This window comes from Streptomyces sp. Tue6028 (genome assembly GCF_002300165.1).
Taxonomy (GTDB): domain Bacteria; phylum Actinomycetota; class Actinomycetes; order Streptomycetales; family Streptomycetaceae; genus Streptomyces; species Streptomyces siamensis.
Window position 1 is genome coordinate 55,635 of record NZ_MLCE01000028.1, and the last position, 19,907, is coordinate 75,541.

19 protein-coding genes and 1 pseudogene are annotated in these 19,907 nt (G+C 70.8%); 15 read left to right on the plus strand and 5 right to left on the minus strand.

What is annotated here, in order from left to right; translation table 11 throughout:
• The first annotated feature begins 22 nt into the window (after positions 1-22).
• On the plus strand, positions 23-865 hold the full coding sequence (whiG, locus tag BKI49_RS27300) for an RNA polymerase sigma factor WhiG (RefSeq protein ID WP_028802460.1): 843 nt from the start codon (positions 23-25) through the stop codon (positions 863-865).
• A gap of 140 nt (positions 866-1,005) precedes the next feature.
• A complete protein-coding gene (locus BKI49_RS27305) occupies positions 1,006-1,563 on the plus strand; it encodes a TetR/AcrR family transcriptional regulator (RefSeq protein WP_095936921.1) in 558 nt (185 codons plus the stop codon).
• 151 nt (positions 1,564-1,714) lie between these two features.
• Here BKI49_RS27305 and BKI49_RS27310 read toward each other — a convergent pair whose 3' ends face one another.
• Positions 1,715-2,419 (minus strand): murein hydrolase activator EnvC family protein, encoded by a 705-nt coding sequence (locus BKI49_RS27310; RefSeq protein WP_095936922.1) that lies wholly within the window; start codon positions 2,417-2,419, stop codon positions 1,715-1,717.
• 270 nt (positions 2,420-2,689) lie between these two features.
• On the opposite strand from BKI49_RS27310, the gene rpsB reads away from it, so the two are divergent.
• The 6 genes from rpsB (at position 2,690) to BKI49_RS27340 (ending at position 7,951) form a co-directional block, all read left to right on the plus strand.
• Positions 2,690-3,604 carry a 30S ribosomal protein S2 gene (gene rpsB / locus BKI49_RS27315; RefSeq protein WP_028802462.1) on the plus strand — a complete coding sequence of 305 codons (915 nt, stop codon included), beginning with the start codon at positions 2,690-2,692 and terminating at the stop codon, positions 3,602-3,604.
• A gap of 96 nt (positions 3,605-3,700) precedes the next feature.
• Positions 3,701-4,537, plus strand: coding sequence for a translation elongation factor Ts (gene tsf, locus BKI49_RS27320; protein ID WP_095936923.1), 837 nt, complete (start codon positions 3,701-3,703; stop codon positions 4,535-4,537).
• Between the two features lie 191 nt (positions 4,538-4,728).
• On the plus strand, positions 4,729-5,499 hold the full coding sequence (gene pyrH, locus BKI49_RS27325) for a UMP kinase (RefSeq protein WP_095936924.1): 771 nt from the start codon (positions 4,729-4,731) through the stop codon (positions 5,497-5,499).
• Between the two features lie 172 nt (positions 5,500-5,671).
• Entirely contained in the window at positions 5,672-6,229 is a 558-nt protein-coding gene (gene frr, locus BKI49_RS27330; protein ID WP_028802465.1) for a ribosome recycling factor, read from the plus strand.
• Positions 6,229-7,368, plus strand: a complete 1,140-nt coding sequence (locus tag BKI49_RS27335) for a phosphatidate cytidylyltransferase (protein WP_095936925.1) — start codon at positions 6,229-6,231, stop codon at positions 7,366-7,368. Before frr ends, BKI49_RS27335 begins: the two co-directional genes overlap by 1 nt.
• Positions 7,369-7,678: 310 nt before the next feature.
• Positions 7,679-7,951: a hypothetical protein gene (locus BKI49_RS27340; protein WP_095936926.1), complete on the plus strand. Its 273-nt coding sequence runs from the start codon at positions 7,679-7,681 to the stop codon at positions 7,949-7,951.
• A gap of 210 nt (positions 7,952-8,161) precedes the next feature.
• Here the strand turns inward: BKI49_RS27340 and BKI49_RS27345 are convergent, their stop codons facing one another.
• Positions 8,162-8,902 carry a hypothetical protein gene (locus tag BKI49_RS27345; protein WP_095936927.1) on the minus strand — a complete coding sequence of 247 codons (741 nt, stop codon included), beginning with the start codon at positions 8,900-8,902 and terminating at the stop codon, positions 8,162-8,164.
• A gap of 100 nt (positions 8,903-9,002) precedes the next feature.
• Positions 9,003-9,341 (minus strand): DUF6233 domain-containing protein, encoded by a 339-nt coding sequence (locus BKI49_RS27350; protein ID WP_095936928.1) that lies wholly within the window; start codon positions 9,339-9,341, stop codon positions 9,003-9,005.
• Between the two features lie 154 nt (positions 9,342-9,495).
• Between BKI49_RS27350 and BKI49_RS27355 the strand changes: the two genes are divergently transcribed.
• The 7 genes and pseudogenes from BKI49_RS27355 (at position 9,496) to BKI49_RS27385 (ending at position 17,727) form a co-directional block, all read left to right on the plus strand.
• Positions 9,496-11,247, plus strand: a complete 1,752-nt coding sequence (locus BKI49_RS27355; RefSeq protein WP_179332594.1) for a flavin monoamine oxidase family protein — start codon at positions 9,496-9,498, stop codon at positions 11,245-11,247.
• A 31-nt stretch (positions 11,248-11,278) separates the two neighbouring features.
• Positions 11,279-11,428, plus strand: a pseudogene (locus BKI49_RS36025) (NUDIX hydrolase); the annotation flags it as partial.
• Between the two features lie 397 nt (positions 11,429-11,825).
• Positions 11,826-12,170: a hypothetical protein gene (locus BKI49_RS27365; protein ID WP_257004973.1), complete on the plus strand. Its 345-nt coding sequence runs from the start codon at positions 11,826-11,828 to the stop codon at positions 12,168-12,170.
• A gap of 135 nt (positions 12,171-12,305) precedes the next feature.
• On the plus strand, positions 12,306-13,412 hold the full coding sequence (gene rlmN / locus BKI49_RS27370; RefSeq protein ID WP_095936930.1) for a dual-specificity RNA methyltransferase RlmN: 1,107 nt from the start codon (positions 12,306-12,308) through the stop codon (positions 13,410-13,412).
• A gap of 432 nt (positions 13,413-13,844) precedes the next feature.
• Entirely contained in the window at positions 13,845-14,942 is a 1,098-nt protein-coding gene (locus BKI49_RS27375; protein WP_095936931.1) for a thiamine ABC transporter substrate-binding protein, read from the plus strand.
• Between the two features lie 140 nt (positions 14,943-15,082).
• Positions 15,083-16,693 carry an ABC transporter permease gene (locus BKI49_RS27380; RefSeq protein ID WP_095936966.1) on the plus strand — a complete coding sequence of 537 codons (1,611 nt, stop codon included), beginning with the start codon at positions 15,083-15,085 and terminating at the stop codon, positions 16,691-16,693.
• A gap of 2 nt (positions 16,694-16,695) precedes the next feature.
• Positions 16,696-17,727: an ABC transporter ATP-binding protein gene (locus BKI49_RS27385; RefSeq protein WP_095936932.1), complete on the plus strand. Its 1,032-nt coding sequence runs from the start codon at positions 16,696-16,698 to the stop codon at positions 17,725-17,727.
• A gap of 148 nt (positions 17,728-17,875) precedes the next feature.
• On the opposite strand, the gene BKI49_RS27390 is transcribed toward BKI49_RS27385, so the two are convergent.
• Both BKI49_RS27390 and BKI49_RS27395 read right to left on the minus strand, forming a co-directional pair.
• On the minus strand, positions 17,876-18,559 hold the full coding sequence (locus BKI49_RS27390; RefSeq protein ID WP_179332595.1) for an LAETG motif-containing sortase-dependent surface protein: 684 nt from the start codon (positions 18,557-18,559) through the stop codon (positions 17,876-17,878).
• Between the two features lie 159 nt (positions 18,560-18,718).
• Complete coding sequence (locus BKI49_RS27395; protein WP_095936934.1) at positions 18,719-19,834, minus strand: LOG family protein; 1,116 nt, start codon at positions 19,832-19,834, stop codon at positions 18,719-18,721.
• Positions 19,835-19,907: the final 73 nt, after the last annotated feature.

Genomic DNA, 19,907 nt, shown 5'->3' on the forward strand with positions numbered 1-19,907 from the left:
GCAGAACGGCACAAGGCGACGAATGCCCCAGCACACCTCCGGGTCCGACCGGGCGGCGATCCCGCCAGCCGCTCGCGACGGCGGGAGCGTGCGCCCGCCCGCTCCCGCGACACTCGACGAGTTGTGGCGGTCCTACAAGGCGACGGGTGACGACCGGCTGCGGGAGCAGTTGATCCTGCACTACTCACCGCTGGTGAAGTACGTCGCGGGACGGGTGAGCGTCGGACTGCCGGCCAATGTCGAACAGGCGGACTTCGTCTCGTCGGGGGTGTTCGGGCTGATCGACGCGATCGAGAAGTTCGACATCGAGCGGGAGATCAAGTTCGAGACGTACGCGATCACCCGGATCCGGGGCGCGATGATCGACGAGCTGCGGGCGCTGGACTGGATCCCGCGCTCGGTGCGGCAGAAGGCCCGCAATGTGGAGCGGGCCTACGCGACGCTGGAGGCACGCCTGCGCCGCACCCCGTCGGAGGGCGAGGTGGCCTCCGAGATGGGCATCGCGGTGGAGGAACTGCACGCGGTGTTCAGCCAGTTGTCCCTGGCGAACGTGGTGGCCCTGGAGGAGTTGCTGCACGTCGGCGGCGAAGGCGGTGAACGCCTGAGTCTGATGGACACGCTGGAGGACACAGCGGCCGACAACCCGGTCGAGGTGGCCGAGGACCGAGAGCTGCGCAGATTCCTCGCGCGGGCCATCAACACGCTGCCCGACCGGGAGAAGACCGTGGTCACGCTCTACTACTACGAAGGACTCACACTCGCGGAGATCGGCAACGTGCTCGGGGTCACCGAGAGCAGAGTGAGCCAGATCCACACCAAGTCGGTGCTCCAGCTGCGGGCGAAGCTGGCGAGTTTCGGCCGCTGACGGGTGGCGGCAGCACGCCGAATCGTCCCTGCCCCGCCCGTGTCGGGGCCCCGCCACCACCGCCGGGTCGGCGGAGTGGCTGCCGTCCGGGGCGCTCCGTCCGTACAGTGGTTGACGTGCCAAGGATTCGAGCGGCCTCCGTGGCCGAGCACCGGTCGATGCAGCGAGCCGCCTTGCTGGACGCGGCGCGGTCCCTGCTGTCCGAGGGCGGGACGGAGGCGCTGACCTTCCCTGCCCTCGCCGAACGCACGGGACTCGCGAGATCGTCCGTCTACGAGTACTTCCGCTCCCGCGCGGCCGTCGTCGAGGAACTGTGCGAGGTCGACTTCCCCGTCTGGGCGGCCGAGGTCTCCGCCGCGATGGAGCGGGCGGACGCCCCTGAGGACAAGGTCGAGGCGTACGTCCGCCGGCAGCTCGCGCTGGTCGGCGACCGGCGGCACCGCGCCGTGGTCGCCATCTCCGCGAGCGAACTCGACGCCGGAGCGCGGGAGAAGATCCGCGCAGCTCACGGCGGCCTGGTCGCGATGATCGTCGAGGCGCTCGGCGACATGGGACACGCGGAACCACGGCTGGCCGCGATGCTCCTCCAGGGCGTGGTCGACGCCGCCGTGCGTCGTATCGAGCTGGGCGCCGCGGAGGAACCCGACGCCATCACCGACGCGGCCGTTTCCATGGTTCTGCGGGGCGTGCGGGGCTGAGTCCGGCGCTTCCCGGCACGCGAGGCGACGCCGGGACCTGTGTGCGCGGAGGTGAGGTCGGGACCTGTGGCGCGCGGATGCGACGCCGGGGCCCGGGGCGCGCGGACCCGATGCCGGGACCCGTCTCCCTCACGTCCGGGACCTGTCTCCCTCACGTGGCGGGTGTCCGCGGCACCCCCGCCACCGGCAGCAGGCGCGACGGGCCCGCGCGCAGCAGCCAGGGCGGGAGCAGCGACAGCGGGTCCAGATACGTACTGCCTCTCAGCAGTCCCCAGTGCAGACACGACCTGGCACAGTGCGAGCCGTCGCCTTCGACAGTGCCGAGCAGGTCACCCGCCGCGACCTCGTCGCCCTTGCGCACGGACGCCAGCACCGGCTCGTACGTCGTCCGCAGCGGTGGGGTGCCCGTGTCCGGCAGTTCGACCGAGACGACACCACGGCCGGCGACCCGGCCCGCGAAGGACACCCGGCCCGCGGCGACGGCACGGACCGGCGCACCCGGGGCTGCCCCGAGGTCCACGCCGCGATGGCCCCGGGAGTACGCCGTCGCCGGCGGCTCCCAGCCCCGTACGACCGGAGGGCGCGTGCCCACGGGCCAGGCGCGCCCGAGCTTCGGCACCGGGTCGGCGGCAGAAGCGTCCCCCGGATCCGAGTCCGAGGCCGAGCCCGAGCCCGAGTCCGAGTCCGAGTCCGAGGCAGGGGACACGGCCGGAGCCGCTGCCGCTGCCGCTGCCGATGCCGGGGGCGCGGGGCCGTTCGCCCGGGCGGGGGCCGACGGGCCCGCTGCGCCCAGGACGGTCGCCACCAGGCCCAGCAACAGCCCGAGCCACGTACGCACACATCGTTTCGCTCGCATGCCGCCACCGTCCCGCAACGGGCCGAACACGGCCGGGATCTGTGGAGTACCGGCCGGTTGTGGACAGCGGCGTCACCCGGCGCCTCTCGGGTCCCGTACACTTCTGATGGCGATCCGGGTCACCGGGTCGACTTCGCACGCCCCGACACCTGGTCGTCAGCGACCGGTGTCAGCGCCTCTCGGTCCCTCGTGGCAAGGCGCATCGCGGGCGTCAGGCGCGTGTGCCGTCCGGCACACGCGGCACAACCGAGAACACCAAGGAGAACGGCCATGGCCGTCGTCACGATGCGGGAGCTGCTGGAGAGCGGCGTCCACTTCGGTCACCAGACCCGTCGCTGGAACCCGAAGATGAAGCGCTTCATCTTCACCGAGCGCAACGGCATCTACATCATCGACCTGCTCCAGTCGCTGTCGTACATCGACCGCGCCTACGAGTTCGTCAAGGAGACCGTCGCCCACGGCGGCACGGTCATGTTCGTCGGCACGAAGAAGCAGGCGCAGGAGGCCATCGCCGAGCAGGCCACCCGCGTCGGCATGCCTTACGTCAACCAGCGCTGGCTGGGCGGCATGCTCACCAACTTCTCCACCGTCTACAAGCGTCTGCAGCGCCTCAAGGAGCTCGAGCAGATCGACTTCGAGGACGTCGCCGCTTCCGGTCTCACCAAGAAGGAGCTTCTCGTGCTCTCGCGCGAGAAGGCCAAGCTGGAGAAGACCCTCGGTGGTATCCGCGAGATGCAGAAGGTGCCCAGCGCCGTCTGGATCGTGGACACCAAGAAGGAGCACATCGCGGTCGGCGAGGCCCGGAAGCTCAACATCCCGGTCGTCGCCATCCTCGACACCAACTGTGACCCCGACGAGGTCGACTACAAGATCCCGGGCAACGACGACGCGATCCGCTCCGTCACCCTGCTCACCCGCGTGATCGCCGACGCCGTCGCCGAGGGCCTCATCGCCCGCTCCGGTGCCGGCAAGGCCGAGGGTGACAAGGCCGCGGGCGAGCCGCTCGCCGCGTGGGAGCGCGACCTGCTCGAGGGCGAGAAGAAGGCCGACGAGGCCGAGGTCCAGACCTCCGCCGAGACGGAGAAGGTCGCCGACGCCGAGCAGGCCGACGCTCCGGCCGCCGAGGCCGAGGCTGTCGAGGCCCCCGCCGCCGAGGCTCCGGCCGCGGACGCCGAGCAGGCCTGACCCCTCACCCCTTCGGGTTTGTGAACGGCGGGGGCCCACGAAGCCCCCGCCGTTCACCCCGTAGATCTTCAGACTCCGAGAGAGATTCCAGGAATCATGGCGAACTACACCGCCGCTGACGTCAAGAAGCTCCGTGAGCTCACCGGCGCCGGCATGATGGACTGCAAGAAGGCCCTGGACGAGGCCGACGGCAACGTCGACAAGGCCGTCGAGGCGCTGCGCATCAAGGGCCAGAAGGGCGTCGCCAAGCGCGAGGGCCGCTCCGCCGAGAACGGCGCTGTGGTCTCCATCATCGCTGACGACAACACCTCCGGTGTCCTGGTCGAGCTGAAGTGCGAGACGGACTTCGTCGCCAAGGGCGAGAAGTTCCAGGCCGTCGCCAACCAGATCGCGCAGCACGTCGCCGCGACCTCCCCGGCCGACCTCGACGCGCTCCTCGGCTCCGAGATCGAGTCCGGCAAGACGGTTCAGGCGTTCGTCGACGAGGCCAACGCCAACCTGGGCGAGAAGATCGTCCTGGACCGCTTCGCCCAGTTCTCCGGCGCCTACGTCGCGTCGTACATGCACCGCACCATGCCCGACCTGCCCCCGCAGATCGGTGTCCTGGTCGAGCTGGACAAGGCCGACGCCGACCTCGCCAAGGGCATCGCGCAGCACATCGCCGCCTTCGCGCCGAAGTACCTCTCCCGTGAGGACGTCCCGGCCGAGGTCGTCGAGACCGAGCGTCGCGTCGCCGAGGAGACCACCCGCGCCGAGGGCAAGCCCGAGGCCGCCCTCCCGAAGATCGTCGAGGGTCGCGTCAACGGCTTCTTCAAGGAGGCCACCCTGCTGGGCCAGCCCTACGCGCTGGACCAGAAGAAGTCCGTCCAGCAGATCCTGGACGAGGCCGGTGTCGCCCTGAAGCGCTTCTCGCGCATCAAGGTCGGCATCTGAGTCCGTACCGCGATCGACGCGCGACCCCTATAGGGTCGACAGCAGTCGTCCCGGTACGCCGGCACCCACGCGTGCGTGCCGGACGACAGCAGATCTGACGAGGAGGCCATTGCCGAGCATGGGATGCGAACGACACCCCACCGGCAATGGCCTTCTTCGTATGTGCGACACGTAAAAGAGGCGAGATCTCCATGACCACCACCCAGGCCGACAAGGGCGAGAAGACCGACGACGGCAAAGGCGCGGGACGCTTTCTGCTGAAGCTTTCCGGTGAGGCGTTCGCCGGTGGCGGCGGGCTGGGCGTCGACCCCGACGTGGTGCACAAGATCGCCCGCGAGATCGCGGCCGTCGTGCGCGGCGGTGCCCAGATCGCCGTCGTCATCGGCGGCGGCAACTTCTTCCGCGGCGCCGAACTCCAGCAGCGCGGCATGGACCGGGCCCGCTCCGACTACATGGGCATGCTCGGCACCGTCATGAACTGCCTCGCCCTCCAGGACTTCCTGGAGAAGGAGGGCATCGACAGCCGCGTGCAGACCGCCATCACCATGGGGCAGGTCGCCGAGCCGTACATCCCGCTGCGCGCCGTGCGCCACCTGGAGAAGGGCCGCGTCGTCATCTTCGGCGCCGGTATGGGCATGCCGTACTTCTCCACCGACACCACCGCCGCACAGCGCGCCCTGGAGATCGACGCCGAGGCGCTGCTGATGGGCAAGAACGGTGTGGACGGGGTCTACGACTCCGACCCCAAGACCAACCCCGAGGCAGTCAAGTTCGACTCGCTCAGCTACGGCGAGGTCATCACCCGTGACCTCAAGGTCGCCGACATGACGGCCATCACGCTGTGCCGGGACAACAAGCTGCCCATCCTGGTCTTCGAGCTCCTGGCCGAGGGCAATATCGCGCGGGCCGTCAAGGGTGAGAAGATCGGCACACTCGTGGGCGACCAGAGCGGCCGGGCCTGACGGGGACCGTCCCGGACGGGGAACCGACCCCGGGACGGGGACGGACCCTGACCGGGGGATGGACAATGTCCTGCCGGTCCGGAACCGTGCAGGAATAAGACGCGACGCAGCCGGCCGCCGACCCGACGAGGAAACAGCTGCCGGGCCTACTCAAGACACGCAGGAGCAAGTGGTGATCGAAGAGACCCTCCTCGAAGCCGAGGAGAAGATGGAGAAGGCCGTCGTGGTCGCCAAGGAGGACTTCGCCGCGATCCGCACCGGCCGTGCGCACCCGGCGATGTTCAACAAGATCGTGGCCGACTACTACGGCGCACTGACGCCGATCAACCAGCTGGCCTCGTTCGCGGTGCCCGAGCCGCGCATGGCCGTGGTGACCCCGTTCGACAAGAGCGCGCTGCGCAACATCGAGCAGGCGATCCGCGACTCCGACCTGGGCGTCAACCCCAGCAACGACGGCAGCATCATCCGGGTGGTGTTCCCCGAGCTGACCGAGGAGCGCCGCAAGGACTACATCAAGGTCGCCAAGACCAAGGGCGAGGACGCCAAGGTCTCGATCCGTTCCGTGCGCCGCAAGGCCAAGGACGCCATCGACAAGCTGATCAAGGACGGCGAGGTCGGCGAGGACGAGGGCCGTCGTGCGGAGAAGGAGCTCGACGACACCACCGCGAAGTACGTGGCACAGGTGGACGAGCTCCTGAAGCACAAGGAAGCGGAGCTGCTCGAGGTCTGATGAACGACTCTTCCTGGGGGGCGCCGCCACAAGCCGGGTACTGGGGGCCGTCCGAGCAGGGGCCTGTCCAGGGGGCAGGTCCGGCGGGTCCCACGTACGATGCGCATGACGCGCAGCAGACTCGCCCCATGCCCATCGTGCCCGACGAACCCGCACACGGCGGAGACCAGGATGACGACCCGGGGGCCGCTCGGCTGAGTGGCCCCCTGTTCCGCGACGACCCATCGTCGACGGTGCCCCTCGGGGAGCCGTCGCATCACCCGCAGAGCCCGCAGGAGCCCATGCCCAGCGCCGCCCCCCAGCCCGCCCCCGCACCACAGAAGAAGAGTGCGGGACGCGACCTGGGCGCGGCCATAGGCGTGGGCGTCGGGCTCGGCGTCGTGATCGTCGCGTCGTTGTTCATCGTCAAGGCCGTGTTCGTCGGCGTGGTGGCGGTCGCCGTGGTGGTGGGGCTGTGGGAGCTCACCTCGCGGCTCGAGGAGCGCAAGGGCATCAAGGCGCCGCTCGTCCCGCTGGCGCTCGGCGGGGCGGCCATGGTCGTCGCCGGTTACGTCCGCGGCGCCGAGGGTGCCTGGGTGGCGATGGCGCTCACCGCGCTGGCCGTCCTGGTCTGGCGGATGACGGAGCCGCCCGAGGGCTATCTGAAGGACGTCACGGCGGGGGTCTTCGCGGCCTTCTACGTGCCGTTCCTGGCGACGTTCGTGGCCATGATGCTGACCGCCGACGACGGGCCGCGCCGCGTCCTGACGTTCCTGCTCCTGACGGTCGTCAGCGACACGGGCGCGTACGCGATCGGCTGGCGCTTCGGCAAGAACAAGCTGGCGCCGCGCATCAGCCCCGGAAAGACCCGTGAGGGCCTGTTCGGAGCGGTCACCTTCGCGATGGCGGCCGGCGCGCTGTGCATGCAGTTCCTGATCGACGGCGGCAGTTGGTGGCAGGGTCTGGTCCTCGGCCTCGCGGTCGCGGTCAGCGCCACGCTCGGCGACCTCGGCGAGTCCATGATCAAGCGGGACCTGGGCATCAAGGACATGGGCACGCTGCTGCCGGGGCACGGCGGCATCATGGACCGGCTGGACTCCCTGCTGCCGACGGCTCCGGTGGTCTGGCTGCTCCTGGTGATCTTCGTGGGCTCCGGCTGACCTCCGTATCCGTCACCGGCCTGCTGTTTTGAGGGTGAGGGCCCGCCGTTCCACGGAACGGCGGGCCCTTTCCGTGCCGAGCCGTGTGCGGCCGCCGTGCCGAGTTGTGCGCCGCCACTCTGCTGGGGCGTGCCGTCGCCGGGCCGGAGTGCGGGTGCGGGTGCGGGGCGACTGATCTAGCGTCGGAAGGAGAAGGGCGCTCCGCCGAGCCGACGGGTGCGGGGGCCCGGGGCCACGGCCGTACGCCGGCCGCGTCCGGTGCTCGGCGCCGAGCACGCACGAGCCCCGATCCCGAAGAGCAGGTGTCCCCATGCGCATGTCGGCCCGTATCGCCGGTGTCCTCATCGGTCTGCCCCTCGTACTCGGCGGCGTGGCCTTCGCCACCCCCGCCGCCCACGCGGACATCCCGGCCTGCACGAAGATGGTCCAGCAGGCGGGCGTCCAGGTCTCGGACGCCGTCACGGCGGCGTGCACCCAAGGCGTGCACAACGACCTCAAGGGCTGTGTGAGCGCCCTGACCGCTGAGGGCGTGCCGGGCGGTGCCGCGAACGGTGCCTGCCGTTTCGCGGCCAACCCGCCGTGACGGCCCGCCTCCCGACCGGCCCAGGCCGTTGAGAGGTGAGCGTCCGACGCGGCGGCCGTCCACCCCGGCAGTCGCGATCGGTGGGGTGGGCGTATGCCACGGCCACGGTGCTCGCCGCTGCGGCCGCCCGTCCCGGCCGCAGCGATCGGTGGGGTGGCCGTCCGCCACGGCCGCCGCGATCCGGCGGCCGCGCGTGAGGGCCCGCCGCCGTCAGCAGTGGCAGAGCAGATCGACGACGACAGCCTCGGCACGCAGGTCGTCGAGGTACGCGTTGGCCCGCTCCCAGTAGCCGTCGCTCCGCCCGTCCGACCATGTGCCGTCGAGGGCGAGCAGGGCGAAGCCGGGCACGGCGCACTGGACCGCCGACCGCCGAGCCTCCTCGTGCTCCTGCGCGAAGTACGCGATCGGATCGTTCAGCAGGAACGACATGTCGAAGTGCGGATCGCCGGCGACGGCCCGCTGTGCCACTTCCTGCACCAGCGGCTGGGCCAGATGATCCCTCTTGGCGTCCTCACGGGAGTAGTCGTCGGGGTCGGAGTCGTGACGGGCGACGAAGTGGGACAGCGGCTGGGCCTCGGGGTGCTGCGCGGTCAGTTCGTCCCAGGCGGCGAGCAGTGCGTCGTACCTGTGCGCCGACCGTCGCCGCATCGCGTCGAAGTCGAGCATCCCCCGTGGCCCGCCGGAGCACTCCAGCGGCCCGAGGGGATCGAGGTCCGCCTTCCTGCGGGGGACGGTGGAGGCCGTGACGAGCCTGCGGTCGCCGTCGTGGGCCGGCAGGACGAGGTACGGGGTGCTCGCATCGGAGCGAATGGTCCACCGGTCCCACTCGCCGACCGGATTCCACTCGTCGGTGAGGTTGATGTCGTAGGGCGCCATGGCGGCGGCTATCGCCTCCGGAAGCTTCCGCGGCTTGGTCGGTGGCAGGCACACCGTGACGATGAACTTGGTCATACGCGGGATCGTAGAGCCGGGGCATTCCCCGAGGTCGTGCGCCCCGTGACGCCCGCGGTCGGCCCCGCGCCGCCGCGGGGCGCGGCGGTGCCGGCCCGGCTCAGTCGAGGACCCCGAGCTCGCTGTCCGGCCGGCAGTGCGAGCAGGCGTCGACCCCTTCGGTGAGGGCCCGCAGCGCCTGGTCGCGCGGGATGCCGCGTACGCGCTTGCCGGCCATGTGGCAGCCGCCCACGTGCACCGCGACCGGCGGCTTCTCGCTGCCGATGCCCACTTCGAGCAGCCAGTCGGGCACCGGTGGCCGTGCCTGCCGGCCGCGGTCCCGCTCCACCTCGCGCCGCTCGATGTCGGCGATGCGTCGCTGTACCCGGGTGAGCGAGAGGATCAGCCACGTCTCCAGCGTGCGGAGCCTCGGCAGGTCGGGCGGCAGGTCATCGTGCACATGTTCGATTCTATGACCGCATCGCGCCGGGGACACTCCTCGCCCCGGGGGTCGCATCCCCGCGACTCGCCCGTCGTCGCTCGCTAGCGCCTCAAAAATGCCTGGATTGGTAGGTTATGGCGCGATCACGGACAGTTACCTACCGAAAACATCCATGCTGAGAGGGCCGGAGATGGGCGAACTGACGCGCCGCGATGTGTTCAAGGGGACCGGGGCCGTCGGCGCCGCTGCCATCGTCGACGGAGCACTGGGGACGCCGGCACGGGCGCGTCCGCGGGGCAAGGAGGCCGGCGAGGCCGACATCGTCGACGTCGCGGTCATCGGCGCCGGGGTGTCCGGGGCGTACGCCGCCTGGCGTCTGCTCGGCCCGGAAGCCGAGCGCAGCAGCGCGCTCAAGAAGCTTCGGCGGAGTGGCCGCGGTCCCCTCAGGGTGCACCTGTTCGAGGGCAGCGAGCGCGTCGGCGGCCGCCTCTTCTCGGTGACGCCGCCCGGTATGCCGCATCTGCACGCCGAGCTGGGCGGGATGCGCTACCTCGACAACCAGCCGGTCGTGGCCGACCTCGTGGACCATCTCGGGTTGCCGACGGATCCCTTCCCGGTCGACGAGCCGCAGAACCTCGTCTACCTGCGCCGGCACCGCTTCACCCAGGCCCAGTGGAACGATCCGACGGTCGTGCCCTACGACCTGCCGGCCGCGATCCGGGGCAAGTCGCCGGACGACGCGCTCGTGTCGGTCATCGAGCGTTTCGTCCCCGGCGCCGCCGGGATGAACCAAAAGGCGTGGGACAAGATCAAGCCGACGGCGTCGGCCGACGGCCGGCACCTCTACGACATCGGGTTCTGGAACCTGCTGCTCGACGCGGTCGGGCAGGAGGGGTGGTCGTTCCTCCGGGACGGCTTCGGCTACGGATCGGTTGTGGCCAACGTCAACAGCATCGAGGCCATGGAGGCGTCGGTGGCCGACTTCGTCGGCTCCCCGGCACCCCAGTACCTGCTGCTGCGCAACGGCTACCAGACAGTGCCCGAGGAACTCGTCCGGCGGTTCGAGGCGGAAGGTGGGACCGTCCACCTCCACCACCAGGTGCGCCGGATCGACCGGGAGACCGTCCACGGCGAGGACGTGCTGACCCTTGCTCTCTCCGTCTGGCCCACGGGCCGGCCGCTCACGGTCCGGGCGCGCCACGTCGTTCTGGCGATGCCTCAGCGCTCGATCGAGCTGCTGGACCCGGACACCTTCCTCTTCACCAGCGACCGGTTCCTGTCCGACCTCGGCTCGATCGTCCCGAGGCCCGCCTCCAAGCTCTTCCTCGGTTACGACCGGCCGTGGTGGGAGGATCTCGGCCTGCGCGCCGGCCGCTCGGTGACCGATCTGCCGCTGCGCCAGACCTACTACTGGGGCGTCGAGGGGAAGCAGCCCGGGGCCGACCCGGCCGACCGCAATGCCCTGCTGCTGGCCTCCTACAACGACCTCAGCGACGTGGAGTTCTGGAACGAGCTGCTGACGCGGCCGCACCGCCTCGCTCCGGTGGCGGTGACCCGGCCGCCACGGCCGATGGACGCTTCAGCGCCGGGGACGCTGGTCGATGAGGCGCAGCGGCAGTTGCGCGAGCTGCACGGCCCCGACGCCCGTATCCCCGATCCGACGTCGGCCTACTTCCAGGACTGGGTGCAGGACCCGTACGGAGCGGCCTTCCACTTCTGGCAGGTGGGGGCGAAGAGTTGGGAGATCATGCCGCGCATGCGCCACCCGCTCCCCGACGCCAACCTGTACGTCTGCGGAGATGCCTGGTCGACCGGACAGGGATGGGTCTACGGCGCGCTCACCCAGGCCGAGTTGATGCTCGAGGAGCACTTCGGCCTGCCCCGTCCGACGTGGCTCTCACCGAGCACGTACCTCGGCCCGTAGGCCGCCGGCCTGTCAGCACGCGAGCACAGCCACGTCCAGCGAATGGACCGCGGTCGCCCGCCTCACGCCCGAGGAGGCCAGCGAGCGCATGGCCGAAGTCTTCGCGATCCGGCGCCTCGATCCCCTGCACGGCAACGGCCCTCACGTGCGGGGCCACGACGGCGGGGGCCTCATCGCAGCGCGAACATCCCCACCTCATCAAGCCCCGGCATCGCTGCGCACTACGCTCCCGCCTTCGGCCCGCTCCGCGCACGCTGCACCGAGCGGCGAGTCCGTCATGCCGCCCACCGCATGATGCGCGTCCCGGAGTAGCGTGAGACTTCGATCACAACGTGAGGGCAGTGAACCGCTGTGCCCGATCGAGCGGCGACCGGCGGGGAGCCACGGGGAATGTCGCGAACAGCCTGAGAACCCGCACGTCGGCGTCTCGGTTGCCGGAGGCCACGGCCGCGCATGGCTCCAGGGGGCGCAGGGAGGCCTAGCTACGAGGCGGATGTCACCGCCTGAGAGCCGCATGCTCGGATGCTCGGATGCTGGGGCAGGGGATGACTGTCAGAGCCGGGTGGGAGCGTGCTGCCATGCAGGACACACTCTTTCACTCGCCGGAGACACCCCCGGAGCACGCCGTGATAGCTCGGTTCCGCCTGGGTGGCGACGGGTTCGGCGAGTCTGACCAGCGGGCGCTGGTCTTTGAAGCCGAGCGGTCGACAGGGGCCGCGGTCGAAGCCGCCCGTGTCGGTGAAGTCGATGGCAACGAGTTCGGCGGCGGCGAGGTTGTGATCTTCGCCTACGGACCTGATGCGGAATCCCTGTACCGGCTCATGGAGCCTGGCTTGCGTGCGCTTCCGTTTCGGCCGGCGCACGTCGTGCTGCGCCACGGAGAGCCTGCCGACGATGTGGTGAGACAGCGCATTGATCTTTGAGTGCAGGTGGCGGGCGCGGGGCCGTCTCTGGGCCGTGCAAGGTTGACCAACGGTGACAGGGGATGGCGGAGGGTGACGGGCCCCTCGGCCATCTGACCTGGGCGGCCCCAAACGATCTGCGACACTGGTAGCGCCATGCCTAAGCCCGGAGAACTCACTTTCGTCGCCCCGCGCGGAGCCAAGAAGCCGCCGCGGCACCTTGCCGATCTCACGCCCGCCGAGCGCAAAGAGGCTGTCGCCGCGATCGGCGAGAAGCCGTTTCGCGCCAAGCAGCTCTCGCAGCACTACTTCGCGCGGTTCGCGCACGACCCCGCGGAGTGGACGGACATCCCGGCCGCGTCGCGCGACAAGCTCCAGGAGGCGCTGCTTCCTGAGCTGATGACCGTCGTGCGGCACCTGTCCACCGACCAGGACACCACCCGTAAGACCCTGTGGCGGCTCTTCGACGGCACGCTCGTCGAGTCCGTGCTGATGCGGTACCCGGACCGGGTGACCATGTGCATCAGCTCCCAGGCCGGCTGCGGGATGAACTGCCCGTTCTGCGCGACCGGCCAGGCCGGCCTCGACCGGAACCTGTCGACCGGCGAGATCGTGCACCAGATCGTGGACGGCATGCGCGCCCTCAGGGACGGCGAGATCCCCGGCGGTCCGGCGCGGCTGAGCAACATCGTCTTCATGGGCATGGGCGAGCCGCTCGCCAACTACAAGCGGGTGGTCGGAGCGATCCGTGCCCTCACGGACCCCGAGCCGGACGGGCTCGGACTTTCGCAGCGCGGCATCACCGTGTCGACGGTGGGGCTGGTCCCCGCCATCCACCGCTTCGCCGACGAGGGCTTCAAGTGCCGGCTGGCCATCTCGCTGCACGCACCCGACGACGAGCTGCGCGACACGCTCGTGCCCGTCAACACGCGGTGGAAGGTGCGCGAGGTGCTGGACGCCGGATGGGAGTACGCGGCCAAGTCCGGGCGCCGTCTGTCCATCGAGTACGCCCTCATCCGCGACATCAACGACCAGGCATGGCGCGGTGACCGGCTCGGGCGGCTGCTCAAGGGCAAGCCGGTGCACGTCAACCTCATCCCGCTGAACCCGACCCCGGGATCGAAGTGGACCGCCTCGCGGCCCGAGGACGAGAAGGCGTTCGTCGAGGCGATCGCCGCCCACGGCGTGCCGGTGACCGTCCGGGACACCCGCGGTCAGGAGATCGACGGGGCGTGCGGACAGCTCGCGGCCACCGAGCGCTAGACCTCCGGCACGACACCGGCCCGGCCACCGGGTGCGCCGGGCCGGCGGACGCACCACGATCCGGGCCGGCGGGCGCACCACGATCCGCGCCGCGGAGCGCGCCGCGATCCGGGGCGGCGGGCGCGCCGCGCTGCCGGGTACCGCACCGGCAGCCGCGCCACGCCCGGAGGCCGGGCGTCGGCCCTGCGGTCACCGCGCGCCGGGCCCGCAGGGGCCAGACGGTACGCTGAGGCCTGTACGTACATCTTCATATTCCGACAGGGGAGCGCCACAGCGCTGAGAGTGCGGGACAGACCGCAGACCCTCTGAACCTTGCCCAGGTCATTCTGGGTAGGAAGTTCGGTCATCACTCAAGCTGTTGCGCCCTGCCCGGGAACTGTCAGAGGTCCCGGGCAGGGCCGCGTCTCTTCCTGGTCACCCAGGAGGAAATCAGTGAGCACCACCAAGAAGTTCGCAGCCGTGGCCGTAGGCCTCGGCCTGGCCACGCTGTCCGCGTGCGGGTCGTCGGGCGGCGGCTCGGCGGACCCGAAGACCGTCACGCTCGTCAGCCACGACTCGTGGGCCGTGTCGAAGAGCGTGCTCAAGGACTTCGAGAAGCAGTCCGGCTACAAGGTCAGGGTCCTCAAGGACGGTGACGCCGGGCAGGCCGTGAACAAGGCGATCCTCACCAAGGACAACCCGCAGGGCGACGTCTTCTTCGGCGTCGACAACACCCTGCTCTCCCGCGCACTCGACAACGGGCTCTTCCAGCCGTACGAGGCGAAGGGCTCGGACCTGGTGCTTCCGCAGTACCGCGTCGATCAGGACAAGCACCGGGCCACACCCGTCGACTCGGGCGACATCTGCGTCAACTACGACAAGGCCTACTTCAGCGAGCACAAGCTGACGCCCCCGCAGTCCTTCGACGACCTGATCAAGCCCGAGTACAAGAACCTCCTCGTCACCGAGAACGCGTCCACCTCCTCGCCCGGCCTCGGCTTCCTGCTGGGCACCGCCGCGAAGTACGGCGACGGGGGCACCTCCGGCTCGAACGGGGGAGGCTGGCAGGACTACTGGAAGAAGCTCAAGGCCAACGGCGTGAAGGTCGTCGACGGCTGGGAGCAGGCCTACGACGAGGAGTTCTCCGGGTCCGCCGGCGGCAAGAAGGCCAAGGGGGACCGGCCGCTGGTCGTCTCGTACGCCTCGTCCCCGCCCGCCGAGGTGATCTACGCCAGCCCGAAGCCGAAGACGGCGCCCACCGGGGTCGCCACCGGCACCTGCTTCCGCCAGGTCGAGTACGCGGGGCTGCTGAGCAACGCCGGGAACGCCAAGGGCGGCAAGGCGCTCATCGACTTCATGCTCACCAAGGAGTTCCAGGACGACATGCCGCTGAACATGTTCGTCTACCCGGTGCGGGAAGCCGCCCAGGTGCCCGCGGAGTTCGACCAGTACGGCCCGCAGGCCAAGAACCCCGAGACCATGGCGCCCGCCAGGATCGCCGCCAACCGTGACCAGTGGGTCAAGTCGTGGACCTCGCTCGTACTGAAGTAGCCGACGCGTCCGAAGCCGTGGCCAAGGCGCCGACGCCCCGGGAGACCGGGAGCGGGCGGCGCGGCGGCGGCTTCGGAGGCGAGGGACGCGGCCGACGGCGTGGAGCCGGCGGGCGGGCGAACGCGGCCCGGCTCGGCCTCATGGCCGTGCCCGTCGCGTTCTTCGCCGTCTTCTTCGCCTACCCCGTCGCCGCGATCGTGGCCCGCGGCCTGAAGACCGACGGGCAGTGGCGGTCGGGGCGGATCGCGGACGTGCTCACACAGTCCGACATCCGGCACGTGCTCTGGTTCACCACCTGGCAGGCGCTCGCCTCGACGGCGCTCACGCTGCTGATCGCGCTGCCCGGCGCGTATGTGTTCGCGCGCTTCGATTTCAGGGGCAAGCAGGTCCTCAGAGCCGTGGTGACGGTGCCCTTCGTGCTGCCGACCGTCGTCGTCGGCACGGCGTTCCTGGCGCTGGTCGGCCGAGGCGGCCTGCTCGACGAGCTGTGGGGCGTGCGGCTCGACACCACCGTCTGGGCGATTCTGCTCGCGCACGTCTTCTTCAACTACGCGGTCGTCGTACGGACCGTAGGCGGGCTGTGGTCGCAGCTCGACCCCCGCCAGGAGGAGGCCGCCCGGATGCTCGGCGCCTCGCGGTTCGCGGCCTGGCGCAAGGTGACGCTTCCGGCGCTGAGCCCGGCCGTGGCCGCCGCCGCGCTCATGGTGTTCCTCTTCACCTTCACCTCCTTCGGCGTGGTGCAGATCCTCGGCGGCCCCACCTTCTCCACCCTCGAGGTCGAGATCTACCGGCAGACCTCGCAGATCTTCGACCTCGCCACCGCGGCGGTGCTGACGCTCATCCAGTTCGCGGCGGTGGGCGCGATCCTCGCCGTGCACGCCGGGACGGTGCGGCGCCGGGAGACCGCGCTGCGCCTGGTGGCCCCGGAGACGACCGCGCGCCGGCCGCGGGGTGCGGGCCAGTGGGCGTTGCTCGGGGGAGTACTCGCGAGCGTCGCCGTCCTGCTCGTGCTCCCGCTCGGCGTGCTCGTCCAGCGCTCGCTCGACACGCCGGGCGGCCATGGCTTCGCCTACTACAGGGCGCTGGCCTCCGACGACGGAGGTGCCTTTCTCGTCGCGCCGGTCACGGCGATCGGTACCTCGCTGGAGTACGCCCTCGCCGCCACCGCGATCGCCGTCGTGATCGGCGGACTGGCGGCCGCCGCTCTCACCCGCCGTGACGCGGGCCGTCTCGTGCGGGGCTTCGACGCGCTGCTCATGCTGCCGCTCGGCGTCTCCGCCGTGACCGTCGGTTTCGGATTCCTCGTCGCACTCGACGAACCGCCGTTGGACCTGCGGAGCAGCTGGATCCTGGTGCCGCTCGCGCAGGCGCTGGTCGGGGTCCCCTTCGTGGTGCGGACGATGCTGCCCGTGCTGCGGGCGGTGGACGGACGGCTGCGCGAGGCGGCGGCCGTGCTCGGCGCCTCGCCCTGGCGGGTGTGGCGCGAGGTCGACCTGCCGATGGTGCGGCGGGCGCTGCTGATCGCGGCCGGGTTCGCCTTCGCCGTGTCGCTCGGCGAGTTCGGGGCGACCGTGTTCATCGCGCGGCCCGACAACCCGACGCTGCCGGTCGCCGTGGCGCGTCTGCTCGGGCGGGCGGGCGACCTCAACTACGGCCAGGCGATGGCCCTTTCGACGATCTTGATGGTGGTGTGTGCGGTGGCGCTGCTGCTCCTGGAGCGGGTACGGACGGACCGGACGGGGGAGTTCTGACCATGCTCGAACTCGCAGGCGCGACCGTGCGCTTCGGCGCGCGGGCCGCGCTCGACGCCATCGGTCTCGACGTGGCGGAGCACGAGATCGTCAGCGTGCTCGGGCCGAGCGGCAGCGGCAAGTCGACACTGCTCCGGGTCGTCGCGGGACTTCAGGCGCTGGACGCCGGGCGGGTGTGCCTGGACGGCCGGGACCTGGGCGGTGTCCCCGCGCACAAGCGGGGCGTGGGCCTGATGTTCCAGGACCACCAGCTGTTCCCGCAGCGGGACGTGGGCGGCAACGTCGCCTTCGGGCTGCGGATGCACGGCGCACCGAGGGGCGAACAGGCCTCACGCGTACGGGAGTTGCTGGAGCTCGTCGGCCTTCCGGGGGCCGCGTCCAGGCCCGTCGGGGAGCTGTCCGGCGGTGAGCAGCAGCGGGTCGCGCTGGCCCGCGCACTCGCCCCGCGCCCTCGTCTGCTGATGCTGGACGAGCCCCTCGGCCAGCTGGACCGATCCCTGCGCGAGCGTCTCGTCGTCGAACTGCGCCAGCTCTTCGGTGAGTTGGGCACGACGGTGCTGGCCGTCACGCACGACCAGGGCGAGGCCTTCGCGCTCGCCGACCGGGTCGTGGTGATGCGGGACGGCCGCATCGCCCAGTCCGGTACGCCGCTGGAGGTCTGGCAGCGCCCCGCGGACGCCTTCGTGGCCCGCTTCCTCGGCTTCGACAACGTCGTCGAGGCGACGGTGAGCGGCGAGGCCGCGGACACGCCGTGGGGCAAGCTGCCGGTGCCGCAGGGCTCCCGGCAGGGGGCCGGCACGCTCCTCGTGCGGCCCGCGGGCGTACGGCTCGTGGACCGGGCCGACGGGCTGCGCTGCACCGTCGCCGCACGCACTTTCCGGGGCACCCATGTCGCCGTACAGCTGCAACCGGATGGCGCGCCGCGGCTGGAGGCGGCGTGCGCGCTGCGCGACGCTCCGGCGCCCGGTGACGTGGTCGGAGTGGCGTTCGACGCCGCCGAGATCGCCGTGCTCGGGGGGCCGGGCGGCGCGTAGGGCGCGCCCCGCGCCACCGCTCGGACATGAAACCGCTCCTGCGCCGCCGGCCGCCCCGGAGAAGGCCCGCATGCTGCGTGCGGCCCGCGGACACGCGTGTGGCCCGCCCCCGGGAAGGGGACGGGCCACACCTGCGTACGGTGGTGCGTCAGCCGGCCTTCGAGGCGCGACGGCGCATGCCGAAGAAGACCGCTCCGCCGCCGACCACGACGAGCGCGCCGGCGATACCGGCGATCATGCCGGTGTTGGAGTTCGCACCGGTCTCGGCGAGGTTGGAGTCACCGGTCGCGGGCGAGGGGGAGTTGTCCCCGGTCGTCGCGGGAGCGGTGGTGCTCTCGGAGGCCGACGGGGTCGCCTCGTCCGAAGGCGTCTCCGAGGGAGCGGGGGTCTCCGACGGCTTGGGGGTCTCCGAAGGCGACGGCGTCTCCGTGGACTTGCAGGCCTCGGAGGGCGCGGTCAGATTCGGGGAGATGTCCTCGTCGACGATGTTCCCGGCCTTGATGTGCACGCGGTACACGGCCTTCGGGGACCAGTCCTCCGAGAACGTCACGGTGGCGCCCTCGCGGGTGCCGGTGACCGTCTTGGTGCCGACCAGCTTCTCGTCGGCGCCGTTCGACTCGAGGTAGACCGAGACCTCTGCGTCCTTGCCCGAGGAGTCGGTGTCGGTCACGGTGATGATGCCCTTCCCGTTGTCGTCGCAGGAGGCGACGGCCGAGAAGTCACGGATGTTGCAGGCGAGTGCGTTGCCCGCGACACCGAGCGCGAGCGCGGCCGAGGCGGATGCAACACCGAGGATGCGCACGGAACGTGCGGTACGGCGAGATATGGACACGATTGCCCTTCACAGATTGCGCAACTGCGGGGGGTGAGGGGGGATTTGTTGTGAAGCGTGCTGCGACAACAGCACCCCCAGGAGTCTCACAGGTTTATAAGCGTCACCTAAGGGCTGTCAATGCGTATGCCCTGCCCGGACGTCGGCTTTGCCTTGTCATTAACCACCGAGGCGTTTGAGCGCCTCCGGGGCGTCCTCGATACGGTCCACGAGCGTGATGCGCGACTCCATCGAGCGGTCCCGGGCCAGTGACCGGAGCAGCGGCCAGGTGGGGTACTTCTCGGTCCAATGCGCCTGGTTCACCAGGACCATGGGGGTCGGCTCGCCCCGCGACTCGTAGTAGTTCGGGGTCGCGTTGTCGAAGATCTCCTGCACGGTTCCGGCCGCGCCCGGCAGGAAGACGACGCCGGCGTTCGAGCGGGCCAGCAGGCCGTCCTCGCGGGTCGCGTTGGCGAAGTACTTGGCGATGTGCGCCGCGAACGCGTTGGGCGGCTCGTGGCCGTAGAACCAGGTGGGGATGCCGACCGACGCGCCGCCGGAGGGCCACCGCTCCCGCACGTCGAAGGCGGCGCGCGCCCAGTCCGTCACCGACGGGCCGAACGACGGTGCCTTGGCGAGCAGTTGGAGGGCCTCGCCGAGCATGCGGTCGTCGAAGGGGGCCGCGTACGCACCGAGGTTCGCGGCCTCCATCGCGCCGGGGCCGCCGCCGGTGGCGACCGTGTAACCGGCACGTGCCAGCTCCCGGCCGAGGCGCGCCGCCCCCGCGTACTCCTCGGTGCCGCGTGCCATCGCGTGGCCGCCCATCACGCCCACCACCCGTGCGCCGACGAGGAGTTCGTCGAGCGCGTCCGAGACGGCGTCGTCGTGGACGGAGCGCAGCATCGACGCGAATATGTCCCCGTCGGCCTTGGTCTGCTGGAACCAGGCGTAGGCGCGGGCGTCCGGCGTCGCCTCGTAGCCCGCGTCGAGCGCCTCGAAGAGCTCGTCGGGGGAGTAGAGCACGCCGCGGTACGGGTCGAAAGGCAGCCCGGGCACGGGCGGGAAGACCAGGGCGCCCGCCGCCCGGACCGCGGCCGCCGCCTCGGGGGCCATGGGGCAGCCGAGGAAGACGGCTCCCGCGCTGTCCACGGACAGCAGCGTCTTCGTACGGTCCGTCAGATCGACGGCCTGGACCCGGAACCCGGAGAGCGAACGGCCCGCCGCGACGACCTCGTCGAACTCGGCGAGGGACTCGATCTCACGATCGTCGGACGTGTGTGGTGGTGTCGGCTGCACCCGGACATGCTAGGGCCTGAACGGCCCGCACCCCGGGGCCGGGACGGAAATCCGTCCCGTGCCGACCGGGGTG

Bases quoted from the DNA above. Each gene is read 5' to 3' on its own strand.
- BKI49_RS27380 (WP_095936966.1), top strand. From the start codon at position 15,083: ATGGCCGTGCCCGTCGCGTTCTTCGCCGTCTTCTTCGCCTACCCCGTC.
- BKI49_RS27310 (WP_095936922.1), bottom strand. From the start codon at position 2,419: ATGCGAGCGAAACGATGTGTGCGTACGTGGCTCGGGCTGTTGCTGGGC.
- BKI49_RS27345 (WP_095936927.1), bottom strand. From the start codon at position 8,902: ATGACCAAGTTCATCGTCACGGTGTGCCTGCCACCGACCAAGCCGCGG.
- whiG (WP_028802460.1), top strand. From the start codon at position 23: ATGCCCCAGCACACCTCCGGGTCCGACCGGGCGGCGATCCCGCCAGCC.
- rpsB (WP_028802462.1), top strand. From the start codon at position 2,690: ATGGCCGTCGTCACGATGCGGGAGCTGCTGGAGAGCGGCGTCCACTTC.
- BKI49_RS27335 (WP_095936925.1), top strand. From the start codon at position 6,229: ATGAACGACTCTTCCTGGGGGGCGCCGCCACAAGCCGGGTACTGGGGG.
- BKI49_RS27340 (WP_095936926.1), top strand. From the start codon at position 7,679: ATGCGCATGTCGGCCCGTATCGCCGGTGTCCTCATCGGTCTGCCCCTC.
- BKI49_RS27355 (WP_179332594.1), top strand. From the start codon at position 9,496: ATGCTGAGAGGGCCGGAGATGGGCGAACTGACGCGCCGCGATGTGTTC.
- BKI49_RS27365 (WP_257004973.1), top strand. From the start codon at position 11,826: ATGCAGGACACACTCTTTCACTCGCCGGAGACACCCCCGGAGCACGCC.
- BKI49_RS27385 (WP_095936932.1), top strand. From the start codon at position 16,696: ATGCTCGAACTCGCAGGCGCGACCGTGCGCTTCGGCGCGCGGGCCGCG.
- tsf (WP_095936923.1), top strand. From the start codon at position 3,701: ATGGCGAACTACACCGCCGCTGACGTCAAGAAGCTCCGTGAGCTCACC.
- pyrH (WP_095936924.1), top strand. From the start codon at position 4,729: ATGACCACCACCCAGGCCGACAAGGGCGAGAAGACCGACGACGGCAAA.
- rlmN (WP_095936930.1), top strand. From the start codon at position 12,306: ATGCCTAAGCCCGGAGAACTCACTTTCGTCGCCCCGCGCGGAGCCAAG.